At 69.4% G+C, this 20,422-nt stretch carries 14 protein-coding genes; 10 read left to right on the top strand and 4 right to left on the bottom strand.

Going from position 1 to position 20,422, the window contains the following annotated elements; all coding sequences use genetic code 11:
* Window positions 1-118: 118 nt before the first annotated feature.
* Window positions 119-1,951 (bottom strand): asparagine synthase (glutamine-hydrolyzing), encoded by a 1,833-nt coding sequence (gene asnB / locus ACFWMR_RS15450; RefSeq protein ID WP_378378822.1) that lies wholly within the window; start codon window positions 1,949-1,951, stop codon window positions 119-121.
* Window positions 1,952-2,295: 344 nt separating this feature from the next.
* Between asnB and kdpF the strand changes: the two genes are divergently transcribed.
* The 9 genes from kdpF (at window position 2,296) to smc (ending at window position 15,078) form a co-directional block, all read left to right on the top strand.
* Entirely contained in the window at window positions 2,296-2,397 is a 102-nt protein-coding gene (gene kdpF / locus ACFWMR_RS15445) for a K(+)-transporting ATPase subunit F (protein ID WP_020630647.1), read from the top strand.
* Window positions 2,397-4,058: a potassium-transporting ATPase subunit KdpA gene (gene kdpA / locus ACFWMR_RS15440; protein ID WP_378378821.1), complete on the top strand. Its 1,662-nt coding sequence runs from the start codon at window positions 2,397-2,399 to the stop codon at window positions 4,056-4,058. The genes kdpF and kdpA overlap by 1 nt, the downstream gene beginning before the upstream one ends.
* Window positions 4,055-6,148: a potassium-transporting ATPase subunit KdpB gene (gene kdpB, locus ACFWMR_RS15435; RefSeq protein ID WP_378378820.1), complete on the top strand. Its 2,094-nt coding sequence runs from the start codon at window positions 4,055-4,057 to the stop codon at window positions 6,146-6,148. Before kdpA ends, kdpB begins: the two co-directional genes overlap by 4 nt.
* 4 nt (window positions 6,149-6,152) lie before the next feature.
* Window positions 6,153-6,764: a potassium-transporting ATPase subunit C gene (locus ACFWMR_RS15430; protein WP_378378819.1), complete on the top strand. Its 612-nt coding sequence runs from the start codon at window positions 6,153-6,155 to the stop codon at window positions 6,762-6,764.
* A gap of 5 nt (window positions 6,765-6,769) precedes the next feature.
* Complete coding sequence (locus ACFWMR_RS15425) at window positions 6,770-9,355, top strand: DUF4118 domain-containing protein (protein WP_378378818.1); 2,586 nt, start codon at window positions 6,770-6,772, stop codon at window positions 9,353-9,355.
* Entirely contained in the window at window positions 9,352-10,053 is a 702-nt protein-coding gene (locus ACFWMR_RS15420; RefSeq protein WP_005154857.1) for a response regulator, read from the top strand. The genes ACFWMR_RS15425 and ACFWMR_RS15420 overlap by 4 nt, the downstream gene beginning before the upstream one ends.
* Window positions 10,054-10,301: 248 nt before the next feature.
* Entirely contained in the window at window positions 10,302-10,817 is a 516-nt protein-coding gene (locus ACFWMR_RS15415) for a hypothetical protein (RefSeq protein ID WP_378378817.1), read from the top strand.
* 285 nt (window positions 10,818-11,102) lie between these two features.
* Window positions 11,103-11,390: an acylphosphatase gene (locus ACFWMR_RS15410; protein ID WP_093938235.1), complete on the top strand. Its 288-nt coding sequence runs from the start codon at window positions 11,103-11,105 to the stop codon at window positions 11,388-11,390.
* An 88-nt stretch (window positions 11,391-11,478) separates the two neighbouring features.
* Window positions 11,479-15,078, top strand: coding sequence for a chromosome segregation protein SMC (gene smc, locus ACFWMR_RS15405; protein WP_378378816.1), 3,600 nt, complete (start codon window positions 11,479-11,481; stop codon window positions 15,076-15,078).
* 419 nt (window positions 15,079-15,497) lie between these two features.
* On the opposite strand, the gene ACFWMR_RS15400 is transcribed toward smc, so the two are convergent.
* From ACFWMR_RS15400 to ACFWMR_RS15390, 3 genes are all read right to left on the bottom strand, one after another.
* Window positions 15,498-16,001, bottom strand: coding sequence for a DUF3455 domain-containing protein (locus ACFWMR_RS15400; protein ID WP_378378815.1), 504 nt, complete (start codon window positions 15,999-16,001; stop codon window positions 15,498-15,500).
* Window positions 16,002-16,117: 116 nt separating this feature from the next.
* The gene (locus ACFWMR_RS15395; protein ID WP_378378814.1) at window positions 16,118-17,701 is read right to left on the bottom strand and encodes a sodium:solute symporter; all 1,584 of its coding nucleotides are present in this window, start codon (window positions 17,699-17,701) and stop codon (window positions 16,118-16,120) included.
* A gap of 9 nt (window positions 17,702-17,710) precedes the next feature.
* Window positions 17,711-18,919: an anhydro-N-acetylmuramic acid kinase gene (locus ACFWMR_RS15390; RefSeq protein WP_378378813.1), complete on the bottom strand. Its 1,209-nt coding sequence runs from the start codon at window positions 18,917-18,919 to the stop codon at window positions 17,711-17,713.
* Between the two features lie 153 nt (window positions 18,920-19,072).
* On the opposite strand from ACFWMR_RS15390, the gene ftsY reads away from it, so the two are divergent.
* Window positions 19,073-20,389: a signal recognition particle-docking protein FtsY gene (ftsY, locus tag ACFWMR_RS15385; protein ID WP_378378812.1), complete on the top strand. Its 1,317-nt coding sequence runs from the start codon at window positions 19,073-19,075 to the stop codon at window positions 20,387-20,389.
* The last annotated feature ends 33 nt before the right edge of the window (window positions 20,390-20,422 follow it).

The following is a 20,422-nucleotide window of genomic DNA, read 5'->3' as shown; positions in this document are numbered from 1 at the left end:
CCCACCCTCTGTGCTGGGGGGGGGGCGGGCGGGGGGCCGCCCCCCCCCCCCGCCCGGGGCGGGGGGGCGCCCCCCGCCGCCCCCCCCCCCCGCCCCCCCCCGCCCCCGGACCAGAGGCTCAATCCAGCTGCAGTTCCGGCCGGTACAGGTCGAACCAGTGGTAGAGGTCCAGCGCCCGGTCGATCCCGGCGCGCTGGACCGAGGGCATCGTCGCCGGATCCACTTCGGACGCCCGGTGCAGCCAGTCCCGGTCCACCAGCGAGAAAACCGGGTTGTCCCGTTCGGTCAGGGCCTCCTTGGCCTGCTGCTGCAACGCCGCCGCGTAGCCCGGGTCCTGTGTGGACGGATACGGGCTCTTGACCCGGTCGCGCACGGAGGCGGGCAGGACATGCTTCGTGGCGTGCCGCAGCAGGCTCTTTTCCCTGCCGTCGAACGTCTTCAGCGACCAAGGCGTGTTGTAGACGTACTCGACGAGCCGGTGGTCGCAGAACGGCACCCGCACTTCGAGTCCGACGGCCATCGACGCCCGGTCCTTGCGGTCCAGCAGCATCCGCACGAACCGGCTCAGGTGGAGGTTGCAGACCGTCCGCATCTTCCGGTCCTGCTCGGTCTCGCCGTCGAGGTGCTCGACCTGGGCGACGGCGGTGGCGTACTGGTCGGCGACGTAGCCGGTCAGGTCCAGCTTGTCCCGGACGTCTTCCCGCAGGAGGGCGCCCCGCTCGCTGGTGAGCCCCGTCCGGAAAGCGAGCCAGGGGAAGGTCCCCGAGTTCACCGCGGCGTCGTCGTGGAACCAGCGGTACCCGCCGAAGACCTCGTCGGCCGACTCGCCCGAAAGCGCCACCGTGGATTCCGCGCGGATCGCCTTGAACAGCAGGTACAGCGACGTGTCCATGTCGCCGAGCCCCGCCGGGATGTCCCGCGCGGTCAGCACCTTGCGGCGGATCTCGGGATCGCTGAGCTCGGCCGGGTTCAGCACGACGTCCTTGTGGTCGGAGCCGACCAATTGCGCGACGTCGCGGATGAAGGGCGAGTCCGGGGTGTCCCGCATCTCGTCCGGCTGGAAGTTGTCCTCCTGGCCCTGGAAATCGACCGAGAACGTGCGCAGCCGTTCGCCCTGTTCGGCCAGCCGCGCGGCGGCGAGACCGGTGACGGCGCTGGAGTCGAGGCCGCCGGAGAGCAGGACGCAGCGGGGCACGTCGGCGATCAGCTGACGGTGCACGATGTCGGTCATCAGCTCGCGGACCCGCTCGACGGTGGTCTCCTGGTCGTCCGTGTGCTGCTTCGCGTCGAGCTTCCAGTACGTCCGCGTGCGGATCCCGGAGCGGTCGACGGTGACGATCGTGCCCGGCCCGACCTCGTACATGCCCTTCCACAGCGACCAGCCCGGGGTCTTGGTCATCGACATCAGTTCGCGCAGGCCGTCGGTGTCGACCACCTTGCGCGCCAAGGGGTTCGCGAGGATCGCCTTCGGTTCGGAGCCGAAGAGGACGCCGTCTGACGTCGGGTAGTAGTAGAACGGCTTGATGCCCATGCGGTCGCGGATCATCACGAGCTTCTCTTCGCGCTCGTCCCAGATCGCGAAGGCGTACATCCCGTTGAGGTGGTCGACGACCTCGTCGCCCCACTCCAGATAGCCGTGGAGCACGACCTCCGTGTCGCTGTCGGTCTCGAATTTGTGGCCCCGCTTGAGAAGTTCCTCGCGAAGCTCGGTGAAGTTGTACGCCTCGCCGCTGTAGACCATCGCGGCCAGCCCGGCCTCGGCCATCGGCTGCCTGCCGCCCGGCAGGTCGATGATCGCCAGCCGGCGGTGACCCAGCGCCACGCTCGGCCGCACCCAGGTGCCCGAGTCGTCCGGCCCGCGGCACGCCATGGTCGCGGTCATCGCGTCGACGACCTCACGGCGTTGTGTCAGGTCCGTGTCGAAGGAGACCCACCCTGCGATTCCGCACATCGCTACCTCCCGATGATTAGTTAGCGCATACAACTATCGGTAACACTGGTGTAACACGCTTCGCGCGGCTTGTCTGCCCGAATTGCACGCTCCGTCCTCGGTGCGTCACGGTCTGTGGGGCACGTCACCGGGCATCAAGAAGTCGTAAAGGCACCCGATCGGGGCATCAAGAGGCCGTCAGTCGATCACCGGAACCGGTCTGACCAGGCGCAGTGTTGCGGGGTCCTGGTCACCGATGGGGTGACCTGTCCTGAGAGGTGCCTAGTGGCCGACTTGCTCTACGCCGTGCTCCTGATCGGCGTATTCGTGGTTCTCGCCCTGACCCTTCGCGGTATGGAAAAGCTGTGACCGGCACGGGGACCGTGGCCAACGTCGTCGGCGGACTGCTGGCGCTGGGGCTGATCGTCTATTTGTTCATCGCACTGGTCAGGCCGGAGAAATTCTGATGTCAGACACGATGGCCGGCCTCTTGCAGGCCGGCCTCCTCCTCGTCGCGCTCGCCGTGGTCTACCGGCCACTGGGCGACTACATGGCGCGCGTCTTCTCGACCGAGAAGCACACCAAGGCCGAACGCGGCCTGTACCGCCTGTTCCGGGTGAACCCCGGTTCGGAACAGCACTGGAAGACCTACGCGTCCGCCGTGATCGGCTTCTCGTTCGTCTCCGTCGTCTTCCTGTACCTGCTTCAGCGGCTTCAGGCGATCCTGCCGTGGAGCCTCGGCAAGGAACCGGTCTCCCCGGCGGTCGCCTTCAACACCGCCGTCAGCTTCGTGACCAACACGAACTGGCAGTCCTACAGCCCCGAAGCGACCATGGGTCACTTCGTGCAGATGGCCGGTCTGACCGTGCAGAACTTCCTGTCCGCCGCCGTCGGCCTTTCGGTCGCCGTCGCGGTCGTCCGCGGCTTCGTGCGCGCGAAGACCGACCGCCTCGGCAACTTCTGGGTGGACCTGACCCGCGGCACGATCCGGATCATGCTGCCGATCGCGTTCGTGGCGGCGATCGTGCTGATCGCGCTCGGCGTCGTCCAGAGCCTCAAGAGCGGCGTCGACGTCCTCAACCCAGACGGCAGCACCAGCAAGATCGCGCTCGCGCCCGCCGCGAGCCAGGAAGCCGTCAAGGAACTCGGCACCAACGGCGGTGGCATCTTCAACGCCAACTCCGCGCACCCGTTCGAGAACCCCAACGCGTGGACCAACCTGATCGAGATCTTCCTGATCCTGGTCATCCCGGTCTCGCTCACGCGCACGTTCGGCAAGCTCGTCGGGAACACACGGCAGGGGTACGTCCTGCTTTCGGTGATGGCCACGCTGTTCACCGCGATGCTCGCGGTGACGTGGCTTTCCGAAGCCCACGCGAGCGGCCCCGCGTCGCTGGCCGCCGGGGCGAACCTGGAGGGCAAGGAACAGCGCTTCGGCATCGGCCTGAGTTCGCTGTTCGCCACCGCGACCACCGGCACGTCGACCGGCGCGGTCAACGGCGCGCACGACAGCTACAGCGGGCTCGGCGGCGGCGGGGTCCTGCTCAACATGCTGCTGGGTGAGATCTCGCCGGGCGGGGTGGGCACCGGTCTCTACGGCATCCTCGTGATGGCCGTGATCGCGATGTTCCTCGCCGGGCTGATGGTCGGCCGGACGCCGGAGTACCTGGGCAAGAAGCTCGGCAAACGCGAGGTCACCTGCGCGGCCGTCGCCATGCTGGCGATGCCGACCGTGGTGCTGCTCGGCTCCGGGATCGCGCTGATGCTGGCCGACACCCCGGCCGCCATGACCAACTCGGGCGCGCACGGACTCTCCGAGGTCCTTTACGCCTACGCGTCGACGGGCAACAACAACGGCAGCGCGTTCGGCGGGCTCACCGTGACGAACGACTGGTTCCAGTCGTCGCTGTCGGTGGCCATGCTGCTCGGCCGGTACATCCCCATCCTCGCCGTGCTGTGCCTCGCCGGATCCCTTGCCTCGCAACGGAAGGTCCCGGAGACCGCCGGCACGCTGCCCACCACCGGACCGCTCTTCGGCACGATGCTCGCGGGCACGATCGTGCTCGTCGCGGCCCTCACCTTCATCCCGGCGCTCGCGCTCGGGCCCATCGCAGAGGCACTCGCATGACCATGACTCAGGAACGCACTCCCGAGGAGATATCCCAGCACCACAGCGAAAACACGGGCCGCGTCGGTGCGGGGATCTTCAGCCCGCGTCAGCTGCTGACCTCGCTGCCGGAGGCGCTGCGCAAGCTCAACCCCAAGCACCAGCTGGCCAACCCGGTCATGTTCGTGGTGTGGGTCGGCTCGGCGCTGACCACCGTCTTCGCGATCACCGACCCGAGCGTGTTCACCATCCTCATCACGATCTGGCTGTGGTTCACCGTCCTGTTCGCGAACCTCGCCGAGGCCGTCGCGGAGGGCCGGGGCAAGGCGCAGGCGGAGACCCTCCGGCGCAGCAAGAAGGAGACCGTCGCGCGCCGTCTCACCGAGGACGGCGACGAGGAGAACGTGCCGGGCGCCGATCTGCGCGTCGGCGACCTCGTGGTCGTCGAGGCCGGGCAGGTCATCCCGGGCGACGGCGACGTCGTCGAAGGCATCGCGACCGTCGACGAATCGGCCATCACCGGCGAATCGGCTCCGGTCATCCGCGAATCGGGCGGCGACCGGTGCGCGGTCACCGGCGGCACCACGGTGCTTTCGGACCGGGTCGTCGTGAAGATCACCACCAAACCCGGCGAGTCCTTTGTGGACCGCATGATCGCGCTCGTGGAGGGCGCTTCCCGGCAGAAGACGCCGAACGAGATCGCGCTGACGATCCTGCTCTCGACGCTCACGATCATCTTCCTGCTCGCCGTCGTGGCACTGCAGCCGATGGCGGGCTACTCCGGCAGCCAGCAGTCCGTGATCGTGCTGACCGCGTTGCTGGTCTGCCTGATCCCGACGACGATCGGCGCGCTGCTGTCCGCGATCGGCATCGCGGGGATGGACAGGCTGGTGCAGCGCAACGTCCTCGCGACGAGCGGCCGCGCGGTGGAAGCCGCCGGCGACGTCTCGACGCTGCTGCTGGACAAGACCGGCACGATTACCTTCGGCAACCGCAAGGCCACCGAACTGATCCCGGTCGGCGCGTCCACTGTGGACGACATCGCCAAGGCGGCGAGGCTGTCCAGCCTCGCCGACGGCACCCCGGAAGGCCGCAGCATCGTCGAACTCGTCGCGAGGGAACACGGCCTCGCGGAGACGGCGTCCGACGACGAGAAACTCGCGGACTTCGTCGAGTTCACGGCGCAGACCCGGATGAGCGGCATCGACGTCGGTGAGCGCCAGGTCCGCAAGGGGGCCACCGCCGCCGTGAGGGAGTGGGTCCGCGAACGCGGCGGCGACATGCCGGACGAGACCGAACGTGTCGTCGACGAGATCAGCCAGCAGGGCGGGACCCCGCTGGTGGTCGCGGAGTACGACGGCGCGAAAGCGTTCGTGCGCGGCGTGATCCGGCTGTCCGATGTGGTCAAACCCGGGATGAAGGAGCGGTTCGTCCAGCTCCGCTCGATGGGCATCAAGACCGTCATGATCACCGGGGACAACCCGCTGACGGCGAAGGCCATCGCCGCCGACGCGGGTGTCGACGACTACCTCGCGGAGGCCAAACCCGAAGACAAGATGGCGCTGATCAAGAAGGAGCAGGAGGGCGGGCGGCTGGTCGCGATGACCGGCGACGGCACCAACGACGCCCCCGCGCTGGCGCAGTCCGACGTCGGCGTCGCGATGAACACCGGGACCTCCGCCGCCAAGGAGGCGGGGAACATGGTGGACCTCGACTCCGACCCGACGAAGCTGATCGAGATCGTGGAGATCGGCAAGCAGCTGCTGATCACCCGCGGCGCGCTGACCACCTTCAGCGTCGCCAACGACCTCGCGAAGTACTTCGCGATCCTGCCCGCGATGTTCACCGGCATCTTCGCCCAGCTCGGCGCGCTCAACATCATGCAGCTGGCGACGCCGAAGTCGGCGATCCTGTCGGCGGTCATCTTCAACGCGCTGATCATCGTCGGCCTGATCCCGCTCGCCCTGCGCGGCGTCCGGTACAAGCCGTCGTCCGCCTCGGCGCTGCTGCGCCGGAACCTGCTGGTCTACGGCCTCGGCGGGATCGTCAGCCCGTTCCTCGGGATCTGGCTGATCGACCTGCTCGTCCGTCTCATCCCTGGAATCGGGTAACGCCATGAACGCACTGCTGAAGCAGACCCTCGCCGGGCTGCGCGTCCTGCTCGTGATGACCGTGCTCCTCGGCGTCGTCTACCCGCTCGGTGTGTGGGCGGTGTCCCGGATCCCCGGGCTCCACGACAACGCCGAAGGCTCGATCATCACCCAGGACGGGCAAGCCGTCGGTTCGTCGCTGATCGGCGTCGACCCGGTCGCGGCCGACCCGGCCAAGGACCCGTGGTTCCACAACCGCCCGTCCGCGGGATCGAAGGACGTTCTCGGCCCCGGCGACCCGTCGTCCTCCGGTGCCTCGAACAAGGGCCCGTACAACGAGGACCTGGTCGCCGCGATCGGCGAGCGCAAGAAGATCGTCGCCGCCCGCGAAGGCGTCCAGGAGTCGCAGGTGCCCGCCGACGCGGTCACGGCCTCGGCCTCGGGCATGGACCCGGCGATCAGCGTCGCCTACGCGGACCTGCAGATCCCGCGTGTGGCGCGGAACACCGGTCTGCCGGAGGAGAAGGTCCGGCAGCTCGTGGCCGAGAACACGAGCGGCGCCGGGATCGGCGCGCCGGGCGTCACTGTGCTGAAGGTCAACTTGGCCGTGCGCGACGCGGCCGGAGGAGCACACTGACAGACGTGGACGAGAACACGACCAAGCCGCGCCGGGGTGAGCTGAGGATCTACCTCGGCGCGGCCCCGGGCGTCGGCAAGACCTACGCGATGCTCGGCGAGGCGCGACGCCGCCTCGACCGGGGCACCGACGTGGTCATCGGCCTGGTCGAGACGCACGGGCGCAAGAAGACCGCGGAGCTCGTCGAAGGGCTCGAAACCGTGCCACGCCGCCGGTCCGAGCATCGGGACCACGAGTTCGAGGAGATGGACCTCGACGCGCTGCTCGCCCGCGCCCCCGAAGTCGCCGTCGTCGACGAACTCGCGCACACCAACGTGCCGGGTTCGCGCAACGAGAAGCGCTGGCAGGACATCGACGAGCTGCTCGCCGCCGGGATCGACGTCCTCTCCACGGTCAACGTGCAGCATCTGCAGAGCCTCAACGACGTCGTCGAGCGCATCACCGGCGTCACCCAGCAGGAGACGGTGCCCGACGAGGTCGTGCGGCGGGCCGAACAGCTGGAGCTGGTGGACATCACGCCCGAGGCGCTGCGGCGGCGTCTCGCGCACGGCAACGTCTACCCGGCCGAGCGGATCGACGCGGCGCTGGGCAACTACTTCCGGCCCGGCAACCTCACCGCGCTGCGGGAGCTCGCGCTGCTGTGGGTCGCCGACCAGGTCGACGTGGCGTTGCAGCGGTACCGGGCCGAGCAGAAGATCACCGACACGTGGGAAGCACGCGAACGGGTGGTCGTCTCCATCACCGGCGGCCCGGAGAGCGAGACGCTGATCCGTCGCGCGAGCCGCATCGCGAACCGGGCGGGCGCCGAACTCCAGGTGCTGCACATCCTGCGCGGGGACGGGCTCGCCGGGATGGGGCCGACGGCGGTCGGCAAGTACCGGAAGCTCACCGAGGAGGTCGGCGCGACCTTCCACACCGTCGTCGGCGACGACGTGCCGACGGCGCTGCTCGACTTCGCGCAGGGGGTGAACGCGACCCAGCTGGTCGTCGGGACCTCGCGGCGTTCGCGGGTGGCGCGCTTGTTCGACGAGGGCATCGGCGCGGCCGTCGTCCAGCGGTCCGGCCCGATCGACGTCCACATGGTCACGCACGCCCAGGCGGGCGGACGGCTGCGCGCCAGGTTCAACCGGAGCCCCTTGACGCCATCGCGGCGCCTGACCGGCTGGGCGCTATCGCTGGTGCTGCCGGCGCTGGCGACGCTGCTCGGTGTCGTGCTGAGGGATCAGCTGGACTTCTCCACCGATGTGATCGACTACGTCCTCGCGACGGTGCTGGTCGCGCTCGTGGGCGGGCTCGGGCCCGCGCTGCTCGCGGCGGTGGTCTCGGCCGGGCTGCTGAACTTCTTCTTCACCCCGCCGCTGTACAACCTGACCGTCCACGAACCGCGCAACGTGATCACCCTGGTCGCGATGGTGCTGGTGGCGATCCTCGTCGCGGCGGTCGTCGACACCGCCGCCCGGCGCGCGACGCAGGCCGCGCGGGCGCGGACCGAGGCGGCGCTGCTCGCGTCCTACGCGCGGACCGTGCTCACGCACACCAACCCGATCGAGCGGCTGCTGGAGAAGGTCCGCGAGAACTTCGGGATGACTTCGGTGACGCTGCTGGAAAAGCGGGACGGGAAGTGGAAACGGGTCGCGAACGCCGGCACGGATCCCTGCGCCGACCCGGACCAGGCCGACGCCGACATCGCCGTCACCGCCGACGTCCACCTGACGCTGCGGGGCCGCGCGCTGCCCGCGTCGGACCGGGGAGTGCTCGAAGCCGTCGCGGGGCAGGCGCTGCTGGCCCTGCGGCAGCAGCGGACGGCGAAGGCGGCCGTCCGCGCCGAACGCAAGGCCGAGGCGACCGAACTGCGCACGGCGCTCCTTTCGGCCGTGGGACACGACCTCCGCACTCCGCTGACGTCCATCAAGGCGTCCATCGGCAGCCTGCGCGCGACCGACATCTCACTGTCCGAAGAGGACACCGACGAGCTGCTCGAAGCGATCGAGGAATCGGCCGACCGGCTCGCCGGGCTGATCGACAACCTGCTCGACTCGTCGCGGCTGGCGACCGGCGCCGTCCGCCCGCACCTGCGCCCCGTCGGCTACGACGAGGTCGTCGCGCACGCGTTGTCCAATGTGGACAACTCGGATTCGGTCGTGGTGGCGATCGACTCGCGGCTGCCGTCGGTGTGCGCCGACCCCGGCCTGCTGGAACGGGTCGTGGCGAACGTGGTCGACAACGCGCTGCGGCACGGGGCGTCCGGCGAACCGGTCGCGGCGCGGGCCAGCACGCATTCGGACCACGTCGAACTGCGCATCATCGACCACGGGCGCGGGCTCAAGAAGGGCACCGCGGACTCGGCCTTCGCGCCGTTCCAGCGGCTCGGGGGAGACCGGGACAGCGTGCCCGGCGTGGGACTGGGGCTTTCGGTCGCCAAGGGGTTCACCGAGGCGATGGGCGGGCGGATCCGGGCGGAGGACACGCCGGGCGGCGGGCTCACCGTCGTCATCTCGCTGCCCGCATATGTTGGTCAGGATCCGGAAAAGAGCCTCCTCGCCTTCGACGACGAGGGCCTGGAAAACGAAGAGGAGGAGCGAGTGCGATGAGCGCCGACACCGCGTCGGCGACCGTTCTGGTCGTCGACGACGAACCGCAGATCGTGCGAGCCCTGCGGATCAACCTGTCCGCCCGCGGCTACAAGGTGATCACCGCGCACGACGGGACGGCCGCGCTGAAGGCCGTCGCCGAGACCAAACCCGACGTCGTCGTGCTCGACCTCGGCCTGCCGGACCTCGACGGCACCGAGGTGATCGCCGGGCTCCGCGGCTGGACCACGGTGCCGATCATCGTGCTGTCCGCGCGCGGCGACTCGGCCGACAAGGTGCAGGCCCTCGACGCCGGCGCCGACGACTACGTCACCAAACCCTTCGGCATGGACGAACTCCTCGCGCGCTTGCGCGCCGCCGTCCGCCGCTCGGCGACGTCCAGTGTGGACGGTGCGGACGCGGTGGTGGACACGGGCTCGTTCCGGATCGACCTGGCGGCCAAGAAGGTGCGCCGGGACGGCAAGGAAGTGCACCTCACCAAGACCGAATGGGGCGTGCTGGAACTGCTGGTGCGCAACCGGGGGCGTCTCGTGGCGCAGAAGCAGCTGCTGCACGAGGTGTGGGGGCCGACGTATGAGACCGAGTCGCACTACCTGCGGGTGTATCTGGCGCAGCTGCGGCGAAAGCTGGAACCGGAACCCTCGCGGCCGCGGCACCTGCTGACGGAACCGGGCATGGGCTACCGCTTCGAGATGTGACCGGTTGAGGCGTCGGTGCCGGCGCTTGCCCGCTTGCTGTACATGAAGGCCCCCTTCCTTGCGCTAGGCGCAGTGAAGGGGGCCTTCATGTACTCGCCGCTGTGACTGCTGGTGCATGCGGGGCGCACGTGACGATCGCGAGTCCGGCGCCGGAATGTAGTGAAGGCCTCCTTCCCTACCCTCAAGGTAGGCAAGGAGGCCTTCACGGACTTACGAAGTCTTACTGGGCGCTGCTCGTGGAGGTGTCGGTGCCGGAGGTGCTGGACCGGGCTGGCGAGGAATCCGGAGCGCCGCTGGAGCTGGAGCCGCCGCCCGGCGGGGTAGAGCTGTTCGGCGTGGTCGGCGGGTCCGACGGGGTGGTCGTCGTCGGAGGAGGGGTCGTCTTCGTCGATGTCGTCGGCGTGGTCTTGGTCGGAGGCGTCGGAGTCACCGTGTGTGGCGGCTCACCGCCACCCGGCGGGGGCACCACGGGCGGCGGCGCGACGACGCTCGTCGTCGCCTTGCCGTCCGGGCCGACCGAGGTCACCGTGGTCGGCGGCGCCGACGAGCTGGACGAAGCGCCGGGGATCGGCGAGCCGCTGACGGTCATCGGGCCGCCGGGGACGGCGTTGCCCGGGACCAGCTGGACACCGGCGGGGGACGTGCCCTGTCCGCCGGGGACGCCGGTGCCGCCAGCCGTGGCGGAGACGCCGGGGCCCGCCAGTTCGGCGATCGCGGCGAAGGCCGTCGCCACCACGAGGCCGCTGACGCCGAGTACGGCGTAGCCGGCACGGTTGAGCTTGCCGGTGGCGCCGCGCGGGGGTGCCACGGACACGCGTGCGCTCGGATCAGACCCGTCGGGACGGGACATGGGCTGGCTCCTCGGATGGGGGACTTCGGGGAGTGAAGCGACTGGTGAGAGAACACCGGGACGCTTCCGGCTACCCGGGCGAGGTAGCCCAAAGTGGGGACCCGGCGCGGAGATTATCACCGTGGCTTCACTGTCTGCGAACCGCTGCGAACGGTGTGTTCACCCTCCGCGTTCATCCGCGTGGTGCACGATAGGGGACGTGAGTGAAGAACTAACGCACATCAGGCTGACCGCGTGGGTCCACGGTCGCGTGCAGGGGGTCGGTTTCCGCTGGTGGACCCGCAGCCGGGCGCTTGAGCTGGGGTTGGTCGGCAGCGCGGGCAACCTGGCCGACGGACGTGTCGAGGTGGTAGCGGAGGGTGTTCGAGAACACTGTGAGCGGCTTTTGGCGGCTTTGAGGTCCGGCGAATCACCCGGAAGTGTGGATCACGTCGTCGAGCGCTGGTCGCCCGCGAAAGGCGGGATCAGCGGGTTCGTGGAGCGTTGACGCCCCGCGTCCCACGATCACGGTGAGCGCACAGGTAGCCTGGACCGATTGAACGACCGGTTCCCGCAGCCAGAGGGGTCAGCACGACGTGCACCTGAAGAGCCTGACGCTCAAGGGCTTCAAGTCCTTCGCCTCGGCGACGACGTTGCGTTTCGAGCCGGGCATCACCTGTGTGGTCGGCCCGAACGGCTCCGGCAAGTCGAACGTCCTCGACGCGCTTCGCTGGGTCATGGGCACCCAGGGCGCGAAGGACCTGCGCGGCGGCAAGATGGAGGACGTCATCTTCGCCGGGACCGCCGGCCGCGCCCCGCTCGGGCGCGCCGAGGTCACCCTCACCATCGACAACGCCGACGGGGCGCTGCCGATCGAGTACTCCGAGGTCTCGATCACCCGCCGGATGTTCCGTGACGGCGCGAGCGAGTACGAGATCAACGGCGACCGCTGCCGTCTGATGGACGTGCAGGAACTGCTGTCGGACTCCGGTATCGGCCGCGAGATGCACGTCATCGTCGGGCAGGGCCAGCTTTCGGCGATCCTCGAATCCAAACCCGAGGAGCGCCGCGCCTTCATCGAAGAGGCGGCCGGTGTCCTCAAGCACCGCAAGCGCAAGGAACAGACCCTGCGCAAGCTCGCGAACATGCAGGGCAACCTCGACCGCCTCGGCGACCTCACCACCGAGCTCCGCCGCCAGCTGAAACCGCTGGGCAAGCAGGCCGAGATCGCCCGCAAGGCGCAGTGGGTGCAGTCCGAACTGCGCGACGCCCGGCTGCGGCTGTTCGCCCACGACCTGGTCACCCAGCGCGCGGGCATCGCCAAGGAGGAGGCCGACGAGCGGGTCGCCCGGCAGCGTCGTGGCGAGGTCGAGCAGGCGCTGGAGATCGTCGCCGCCGAGGAAGCCGAGCTCGAAGCGTCGCTCGCCGAGGACGCGCCGCGCCTCGCCGCGGCCCAGGAGACCTGGTACAAGCTTTCCGCACTGACCGAGCGGCTGCGCGGCACCGTGCGGCTCGCGCTGGAGCGTCAGCGGCACCTCTCGTCCGACGTGCAGCAGGCGAGCACCGGCCGCGACCCCGAAGAGCTGCTGGCCGAGGCCGAGCAGGTCGCCGAGCGGGAACAGGAGCTCAACGAGGCCGTCGCCGAGGCCCGCATGGTGCTGTCGGAGACCGTGCAGAAGCGGGAGCAGCTCGAACACCTCGTCCAGGCCGCCGAGCGCGCGCACATGGCCGCGGTCCGCGCGATCGCCGATCGCCGGGAAGGGCTCGCGAAGCTCACCGGTCAGGTCGAGGCGTTGCGCAGCAAGAACGGCGCCACCTCCGACGAGATCGACAGGCTCACCGTTTCGCTCGAAGAGGCCGCCGAGCGCGCGGAAATCGCCGTCGAGGAACTCGAAGAGGCCAAGGCCGAAGGTGGCGTGGAGGAGTCCGACGACCTCGACCTGCAAGCCCACCACGACCGCGCGGTGGAGGCCAACAACGCCGCCAAGGCGCGGGTCGAGGAACTGGTCAAGGCCGAACGGTCCGCCGAACGCGAGATCGCGTCGGAGAAGGCGCGCGTCGAGGCGCTGTCGATGGGCTTGCGCCGCAAGGACGGCGCCGGCGCGCTGCTCGGCGCTCAGCACGAGCTGCCGGGCCTGCTCGGTTCGGTGGCCGCGTTGCTCACCGTCGAGGCGGGCCACGAGGTCGCGCTGGCCGCGGCGCTCGGCCCGGTCGCCGACGCGGTCGCGGTCAACGGCGGCGAAGACGCGCTCGCCGCGCTGAAGTTCTTGAAGGACAACGACTCCGGCCGCGCGGGCATCCTGCTCGGCGGCCTGGGGTCCACTGTGGACACCGGCTCCTGGCCGTCGCTGCCCGAGGGCGCGCGCTGGGCGCGGGAAGTGGTCACGGCGCCGCCGGCGTTGCGGTCCGCCGTCGAGCACGCTCTCGACCGGGTGGCCATTGTGGACGGTCTGGAGTCCGCGCGCCGCCTCGTCGAGGTGTACCCCGAGGTCAGCACTGTCACGCCCGAGGGCGACGTCTTCGGCGCCCGCTGGGCGGTCGGCGGTTCGGCCCGCAGCGAGAGCGTCATCGAGGTGCAGGCCGCGGTCGACGAGGCGGGCGATCGGCTGAACGCCGCCGAGCGCGCGCTGGAACGCACCGCCGCGGAACTCGAAGGCGCCCGTGCCGGGCAGCAGGCGCGGCGCGAAGAGGTCGGCAGGGCCAAGGAAGCGCTCGGGGACGCGAAGGTCCGCAAGGCGCGCTCGTCCGAGCGGCTGAACCGCCTGCAGCAGGCCGCGCGCGGCGCACAGGCCGAGATGGACCGCCTGAGCACTCAGCGCGCGAAGGTCGAGCAGAGCCGGGAACAGGCGTTGCAGCAGCTCGCCGAACTCGAAGAGCGGCTGACCGCCGTCGCCGAACAGGAAGTCGACGAGGATCCGGACACCGCCGAGCGCGACCAGGCCGCCGAAGACCTCGGCACGGTCCGCCAGGAGGAGATGGAGTCGCGCCTCGCGCTGCGCACCGCCGAGGAGCGCGCGCGGAGCATCCAGGGCAAGGCCGAATCGCTCCGCCGGGCCGCGCACGCAGAGCAGCAGGCCCGTGATCGCGCCGAAAAGTCCAGGGCCGCGCGGAAACGCGGCGCCGAGATCGCCAACGCGGTGGTCAACGGCGGCGAGATCGCGCTGGAGCGCATCGAGGTCTCCGTGCAGCGCGCCGCCCACGAACGGGACGAGGCGCAGGCGCAGCGGCAGTCGCGGGAGACCGCGCTGACCCAGGTCCGCAGCAAGGTCCGCGAGCTGACCGGTGAACTGGAGAAGCTCACCGACGCCGTCCACCGCGACGAGGTGCTGCGCGCCGAGCAGCGGCTGCGGCTGGAGCAGCTCGAAACCAAGATCGCCGAAGACTTCGGCATCGGCCTCGAAGACCTCGTCTCCGAGTACGGACCGGAAAACCCCGTGCCGCCGAGCGCGGGGGAGATGGCCGAGTACGAGGCGGCCAAGGAACGCGGTGAGGACGTCACCCCACCGCCGCCCATGCCGTTCGACCGCGACACCCAGGCCCGCCGGGCGAAGCGCGCGGAAAAGGACCTGAGCCTGCTGGGCAAGGTCAATCCGCTGGCGCTGGAGGAGTTCGCGGCGCTGGAGGAGCGGTACAAGTTCCTCTCGACGCAGCTCGAAGACCTCAAGGACACCCGCAAGGACCTCGAAGCCGTCATCAAGCAGGTCGACGAAAAGATCCTGGAGGTCTTCGCGTCGGCCTACGAGGACGTCGCGCGCGAGTTCGAGACCGTGTTCGGCGTGCTGTTCCCGGGCGGTGAAGGACGGATGGTCCTGACCCAGCCCAACGATCTGCTGTCCACCGGTGTCGACGTCGAAGCGCGCCCGCCGGGCAAGAAGGTCAAGCGGCTCTCGCTGCTTTCCGGTGGCGAGAAGTCGCTCGTCGCCGTCGGCATGCTGGTGGCGATCTTCCGCGCCCGGCCTTCGCCCTTCTACGTCATGGACGAGGTCGAGGCCGCGCTCGACGACACCAACATGCGACGGCTGATCGGGCTGCTGGAGCAGCTGCGGGATTCTTCGCAGCTGATCATCATCACCCACCAGAAGCCGACCATGGAGATCGCCGACGCCCTGTACGGCGTTTCGATGCAGGGCGACGGCATCACCAAGGTGATCTCGCAGCGGCTCCGGACCTCGGAAGAGGACCCGGTTCCCGCTTAGCGCTTTCGACCTCGGATGTTGCGAAAGTGGCTTTCGCAACGTCGCCTTCCACCAGTCCGCCTTGGGTCGAGGGGGCGTGAGTGGTGGTTCCGCGCCCGAGCACCCGGTCTTGGACTTTGATCAAGGTCGTATCGGTCCCGACCGGTGGCAGCCGTCGACCACACCAGCATGCAGCACCAGCCCACGACGAAACAGGGCTCCGCCGACGACAGACTCGGGACGTTCACTGCCCCGACTCCCTCACCAACGAGACCGAGCGTGGAAGATCCGGGACGTTCAACGTCCCAAATCCTCCACACTCGCCAGCCACACCACTGGGTGGGCAAATACGTGTTCGCTAGAACGCCACTTGCCACTCACGACCACCCGCACCGATCGCTTCGCGCGATGCGGGGAAGCCCCCTTCACCGCGCTCGTCACTACTTCGCGACCCAGAACGCGTAGTCGGCCGAGTACTGGACGGCCGTCTGCGCGCCTGTCGCGCAGGTGCCGGCCGGGGCGAGTCCGCCGCGCGTGTCGAGCCGCTGGACGTAGGTGACCTTGCCGAACACCCCGTCACCGCTGTTCAGGTTCGCCTTCAGCAGCAGCTCCGGCACCGCGTTCGGCCGGGGGACGGAGGCGCCGGGCACCGCCGCCGCCCCGACCGTGCTGCCGTCCACAGTGGACGTCCACACCGGACCCTTGCTGTGCAGCGCGATGGTCTGCCCGCGGCGGCTCAGGGTCGCGGCGGGCTGGATCAGCGTCCACGCCCCGCCGGTGCAGCCATAGATCTGCACGCCTTCGCCCCGGTAGGTCGCGAGACGCTTGTTCCCGTCCGGCACCTTGATCGCGTCCGGTACGCCGCCGCTCGTCGCGGCGTACGCGGTGGTGCCACCGCCGATCAGCAAGGCGCCGACGGCGATGGCCACGGTCGTTCGCTTCATGATTTCGCCTCTCCTCATCCCGCCTCGGGCCGGCGGGTCCCATCGCCGACACGGAGATGACCAGAGGCTTGTTCATGACTGTGACGCAGAACACATGTAGTAAGAAACCGTTGTGATCAAACGGATTCCGGTTCTTTGCTCACCTCTTCGGTGAGCGGATCCGGGCTGCTGTGCCGCAGCGAGAGCAGTCCGCCGACCACGAGCGTGATGATCACACCGCACAGCGTGTACCAGGGCCACGCCAGCGCCACCGTGTTCCCCGACGCCTTGCTGAAGTCGACGCCGATCAGGCTGCCGTCCGGTTTGTTGAACTTGACGCCGAGGATGATGAACGCCATCACGACCACCGTCGAAACGAACGCCACGATCGCGTCCGCCTGCCTGGCTCGTTTGATCAGCAGGCCCAGGAGGAACGCGCCGAGCAGTGCGCCGTAGGTGTAGCCGGTGATGCCGAGCGCCTGCACCACGATCGGATCGGCCGAGGTCTTGTTGGAGGAGGCGAAGAAACCCGCGCACAGGATCAGCGCGCCCGCCCAGACGATCGTCCAGATCCGGCCGTGCTTCAGCCGTTCGGCTTCCGGCAGTTCCCGGCCGATCACCCGTTCGTAGACGTCGGTCACCGTGGACGAGGCCAGCGCGCCGAGCGACGAACTCAGTGCGGCGGCGAGGATCCCGGCGATCACGAAGCCCGAAAGCCCGCTCGGCAGGTCGTTCACGATGAAGTTCGCGAACAGCTCGTCCTTGTTGGCCAGCCCGAGGCCTTCCGGCTTCGGCTTGGTCGGGGCCAGGCCGTTGTACAGCGCCCACAGCAGCACGCCGATGAACAGGAACAGCGCGAACTGGATGAAGACCACGAAACCGCTGGCGACCAAGGCCTTCCGCGCGGCGCGCAGGTCGTTGGTGGCTTGCAGCCGCTGCACGATCAGCTGGTCCGAGCCGTGCGAGGCCATCGAGAGCACCGCGCCACCGATCACGGCGGTCAGCAGCGCGTACTGCCCGGTGAGCATGTTCGAGGAGAAGTCGAGGATCTGGAACTTGTTGGCGTCGAAGGCTTTTCCGAACCAGCCGTCCGGAAGCCTGCCGGAGATCACCCAGATCACCACGACCGCGCCGAGGATGTACCAGAGCATCTGGATCGCGTCGACCCAGACGACCGCGCGGACCCCGCCGAAGAAGCTGTAGAGCACCATCGCGATACCGAGCCCGACCACGATGGTCCAGTACGAGACGTTCAGGCCGTAGGCCGCCATCACGACCTTGATCGGGATCGCGGTGGCGAACAGCCGGATGCCGTCGGCCAGCGTCCGGGTGAGCAGGAAGGTCACCGACGCGGTGCCCTGCAATCCGCTGCCGAACCGTTTGCCCAGGAAGGCGTACGCGGTGACCAGATTGCCCGCCACGTAGCGCGGCAACAGCACCATCGACACCACGATCCGGCCGACGATGTAGCCGATCGCCAGCGCCAGGTACGTCATCCCGCCGTCGCCGGGGGTCGCGATGTAGGCCACCGTCGGCACGGAAAGCACGGTGAGGGTGGACGTCTCCGCGGAGACCACCGAGAGGCAGGCCACCCACCAGGAGATCTTGCCTTCGCCGACGAAGTAGTCGGAGCCGGATTTCTGTTTGCCGCCGATCCAGACGCCCAACAGGGGCATACCGACCAGAAAAAGCCCGATGATCGCGAGGTCAAGTGCGCGCATCCGTATCTCCTATCGCTCGCCGGTCGTCGCCGCCACCCGTAGCCGGGTCACGGTTGAGTCATGAGGCGCGGGCAGTCGCAGGGGGCCCGCGCCAGGGGTGATGCTGCCGAGCAGCCGGTCGCCCCGGGCCCCGGTCGCCGACGGGAGATTCCCCGGGACGCCGGACCAGGTCAGCCAGCCGAGCAGAATGGTCAGGTATGCCTCTTTGCCCGCGCGTGGCAGGCCGTGGTCGTCGCTGGTCTTCAAGGCCGCGCCGGGCAGATTCCGGGCGAGCGCGGCCATCAGCGCCGGGTTGTCGGCGCCGCCACCGGAGACGATCAGCGTGGCGATGTCATGGCGACGGCATTCCGCGGCGATCGTCACCGCGGTCAGCTCGGTCAGGGTCGCCAGGAGATCTTCCGCGCCGACAGGCGGGAGTCCGTCGAGCGCCCTGTCGAGGTACGCGCCGTGGAACAGTTCCTTGCCGGTGGATTTCGGCGGCGCGGCCGCGTAGTACGGGTCGAGCAGCAGTTTCGCTAGCAGGTCGGGCCGGACGGTGCCGCGCAGGGCGAGCGCGCCGTCGAGGTCGGCGCGCTGTCCGGTGGCGCGGTGCGCGGCGAGGTCCATCAAGGCGTTGCCGGGTCCGGTGTCGTAGGCGAGCACGGCACCGTCGGCGGGGACCACGGTGATGTTCGCGATACCGCCGATGTTGAGCGCCGCGACCGGGCCGAGCGCCGCCATTTCCCGTAGCCACAAGGCGTCCAGCGTGCTGGCGAGCGGTGCGCCGTGCCCGCCGGCGGCGACGTCGCGCACGCGGAGGTCGGCCACGACGGGCAGCCCGGTGCGCTCGGCGATCCACGCCGGGTTGCCCAGCTGCAGGGTGCCGCGAGCGGTTCCTTCCTCGACCCAGTGGAACACCGTCTGGCCCAGTGAGGCGACGACGTCCGCGTGACCACCGGCCAGCTCCTCGACGCCGCGCGCGGCCGCCTCGCCGAAGGCCTGCCCCACCAGGGTGTCGAGTTTCGTGAGCTGCTCGGCGCTGCACGGGTTCGGCGGCAGGGCGTCGATCAAGGCCTCGCGCAGCGCCTCGGGATACGGGACTTCGAGTTTGCCGAGCGGGGAAAGCACCACCGTGTCCCCGTCGGCGCGCAGTTCGGCGGCCGCCACGTCGATCCCGTCGATCGACGTGCCGGAGATGAGCCCGATCACCCGGACCCCAGCGCCGGTGAAAACCGTCATTCGGAGTGGTCTAGCCGTCGTTCCGGAGACCGCGCAAGCGAGACTGTTTCTTCTTGTCCGAAATGAGTCCTATCCAGTGGGCGTCTCACAAGATCGGCTTCCTTCCCGTGGGGCGTCTACGGCGGGCCGTGCGCGGATGCGAGGATTGGCGCCGTGTCGAGCACCCCCTGGTTCTGGATCGTTGTCGTTGCCGTCGTGGTACTGGTCGCCGTCCTGGTGGCCGGGCTGCTCATCGCGCGCCGCCGCCGGATCAGCCTGGATGAGTCCAAGGCTGCCGACGTCGTCGAGAAGCCGAAGGGCGGCGGCTATACCGCGACAGGCGGGATCGCGCTCGCTCCTGGCGGTGAGAAGACCGAAGAGCCCGAGCATCCGGTCGAAGAGCGCCCGGAGACCGACGGCCAGCCCGCCGTCGGGGACGACGCGTCGGTGCCCCGGGATTCCGCGCAGCGCACGGTGCGCGACGTCGAACTTCCCGAGCCCGCCGAGACCTCGGCGCCCGAGCCCGAGCCCGCTCCCGTGCCCGCCGAGGAGATCGCCCCGGCCACCGGGCGCCTGGAGCGGCTGCGCGGCAGGCTGGGCAAGTCGCGTTCGGTGTTCGGGCAGAGCCTGCTCGGCCTGCTGGGCGCCGGTGACCTGGACGAGGACTCCTGGCAGGACGTCGAAGACACGCTGCTGATGGCGGACCTGGGCGCCGCGACGACCACCGAGATCGTCGAGCGCCTTCGTGAAGAGCTGAAGCGCCGCGCCGTGCGGACGTCCGAGGAGGCTCGCACCGTCTTGCAGGAGGTGCTGACCTCCGCCCTGTCGACCGACGCGGTCCGCGCCGTCCGCGCGCTGCCGCACACCGTCGACGGGAAGAAGCAGCCCGCGGTCGTGCTGGTCGCCGGGGTCAACGGCACCGGCAAGACGACCACCACCGGCAAACTCGCCCGCGTGCTCGTCGCGCAGGGGAGCACCGTCGTGCTCGGCGCGGCCGACACCTTCCGCGCCGCCGCGGCCGACCAGCTGCAGACCTGGGCCGAGCGGGTGGGCGCGGAGGTCGTGCGCGGCAAGGAAGGCGCGGACCCGGCGGCGGTCGCCTTCGACGCCGTCAAACGCGGCACCGAGGCGGGCGTCGACGCGGTCCTGGTCGACACCGCCGGCCGTCTGCACACCAAGACCGGCCTGATGGACGAGCTGGGCAAGGTCAAGCGAGTCGTCGAGAAGCAGGCGAAGGTCGACGAGGTGCTGCTGGTGCTCGACGCCACCACCGGGCAGAACGGGCTGATGCAGGCCCGCGTGTTCTCGGAGGTCATCGACGTCACCGGCATCGTCCTGACCAAGCTGGACGGCACCGCGAAGGGCGGCATCGTCTTCCAGGTGCAGCGCGAACTCGGGGTGCCGGTCAAGCTGGTCGGCCTCGGCGAGGGGCCGGACGACCTGGCGCCGTTCGAGCCCGGCGCCTTCGTTGAAGCGCTTCTGAGCAGCTAGCCAATGCTATGAAAGGTCCTTTCCTTGCAAAAT

It is taken from the genome of Amycolatopsis thailandensis, from assembly GCF_042723255.1.
In the GTDB taxonomy this organism is placed as follows: domain Bacteria; phylum Actinomycetota; class Actinomycetes; order Mycobacteriales; family Pseudonocardiaceae; genus Amycolatopsis; species Amycolatopsis thailandensis.
This window is presented reverse-complemented; position numbering and strand designations above follow the sequence as displayed.

What these genes read in the sequence shown, in the direction of transcription:
- asnB (WP_378378822.1), bottom strand. Translation starts at nt 1,951, where the DNA reads ATGTGCGGAATCGCAGGGTGGGTCTCCTTCGACACGGACCTGACACAA.
- kdpA (WP_378378821.1), top strand. Translation starts at nt 2,397, where the DNA reads ATGTCAGACACGATGGCCGGCCTCTTGCAGGCCGGCCTCCTCCTCGTC.
- kdpB (WP_378378820.1), top strand. Translation starts at nt 4,055, where the DNA reads ATGACCATGACTCAGGAACGCACTCCCGAGGAGATATCCCAGCACCAC.
- ACFWMR_RS15430 (WP_378378819.1), top strand. Translation starts at nt 6,153, where the DNA reads ATGAACGCACTGCTGAAGCAGACCCTCGCCGGGCTGCGCGTCCTGCTC.
- ACFWMR_RS15420 (WP_005154857.1), top strand. Translation starts at nt 9,352, where the DNA reads ATGAGCGCCGACACCGCGTCGGCGACCGTTCTGGTCGTCGACGACGAA.
- ACFWMR_RS15400 (WP_378378815.1), bottom strand. Translation starts at nt 16,001, where the DNA reads ATGAAGCGAACGACCGTGGCCATCGCCGTCGGCGCCTTGCTGATCGGC.
- ACFWMR_RS15395 (WP_378378814.1), bottom strand. Translation starts at nt 17,701, where the DNA reads ATGCGCGCACTTGACCTCGCGATCATCGGGCTTTTTCTGGTCGGTATG.
- ACFWMR_RS15390 (WP_378378813.1), bottom strand. Translation starts at nt 18,919, where the DNA reads ATGACGGTTTTCACCGGCGCTGGGGTCCGGGTGATCGGGCTCATCTCC.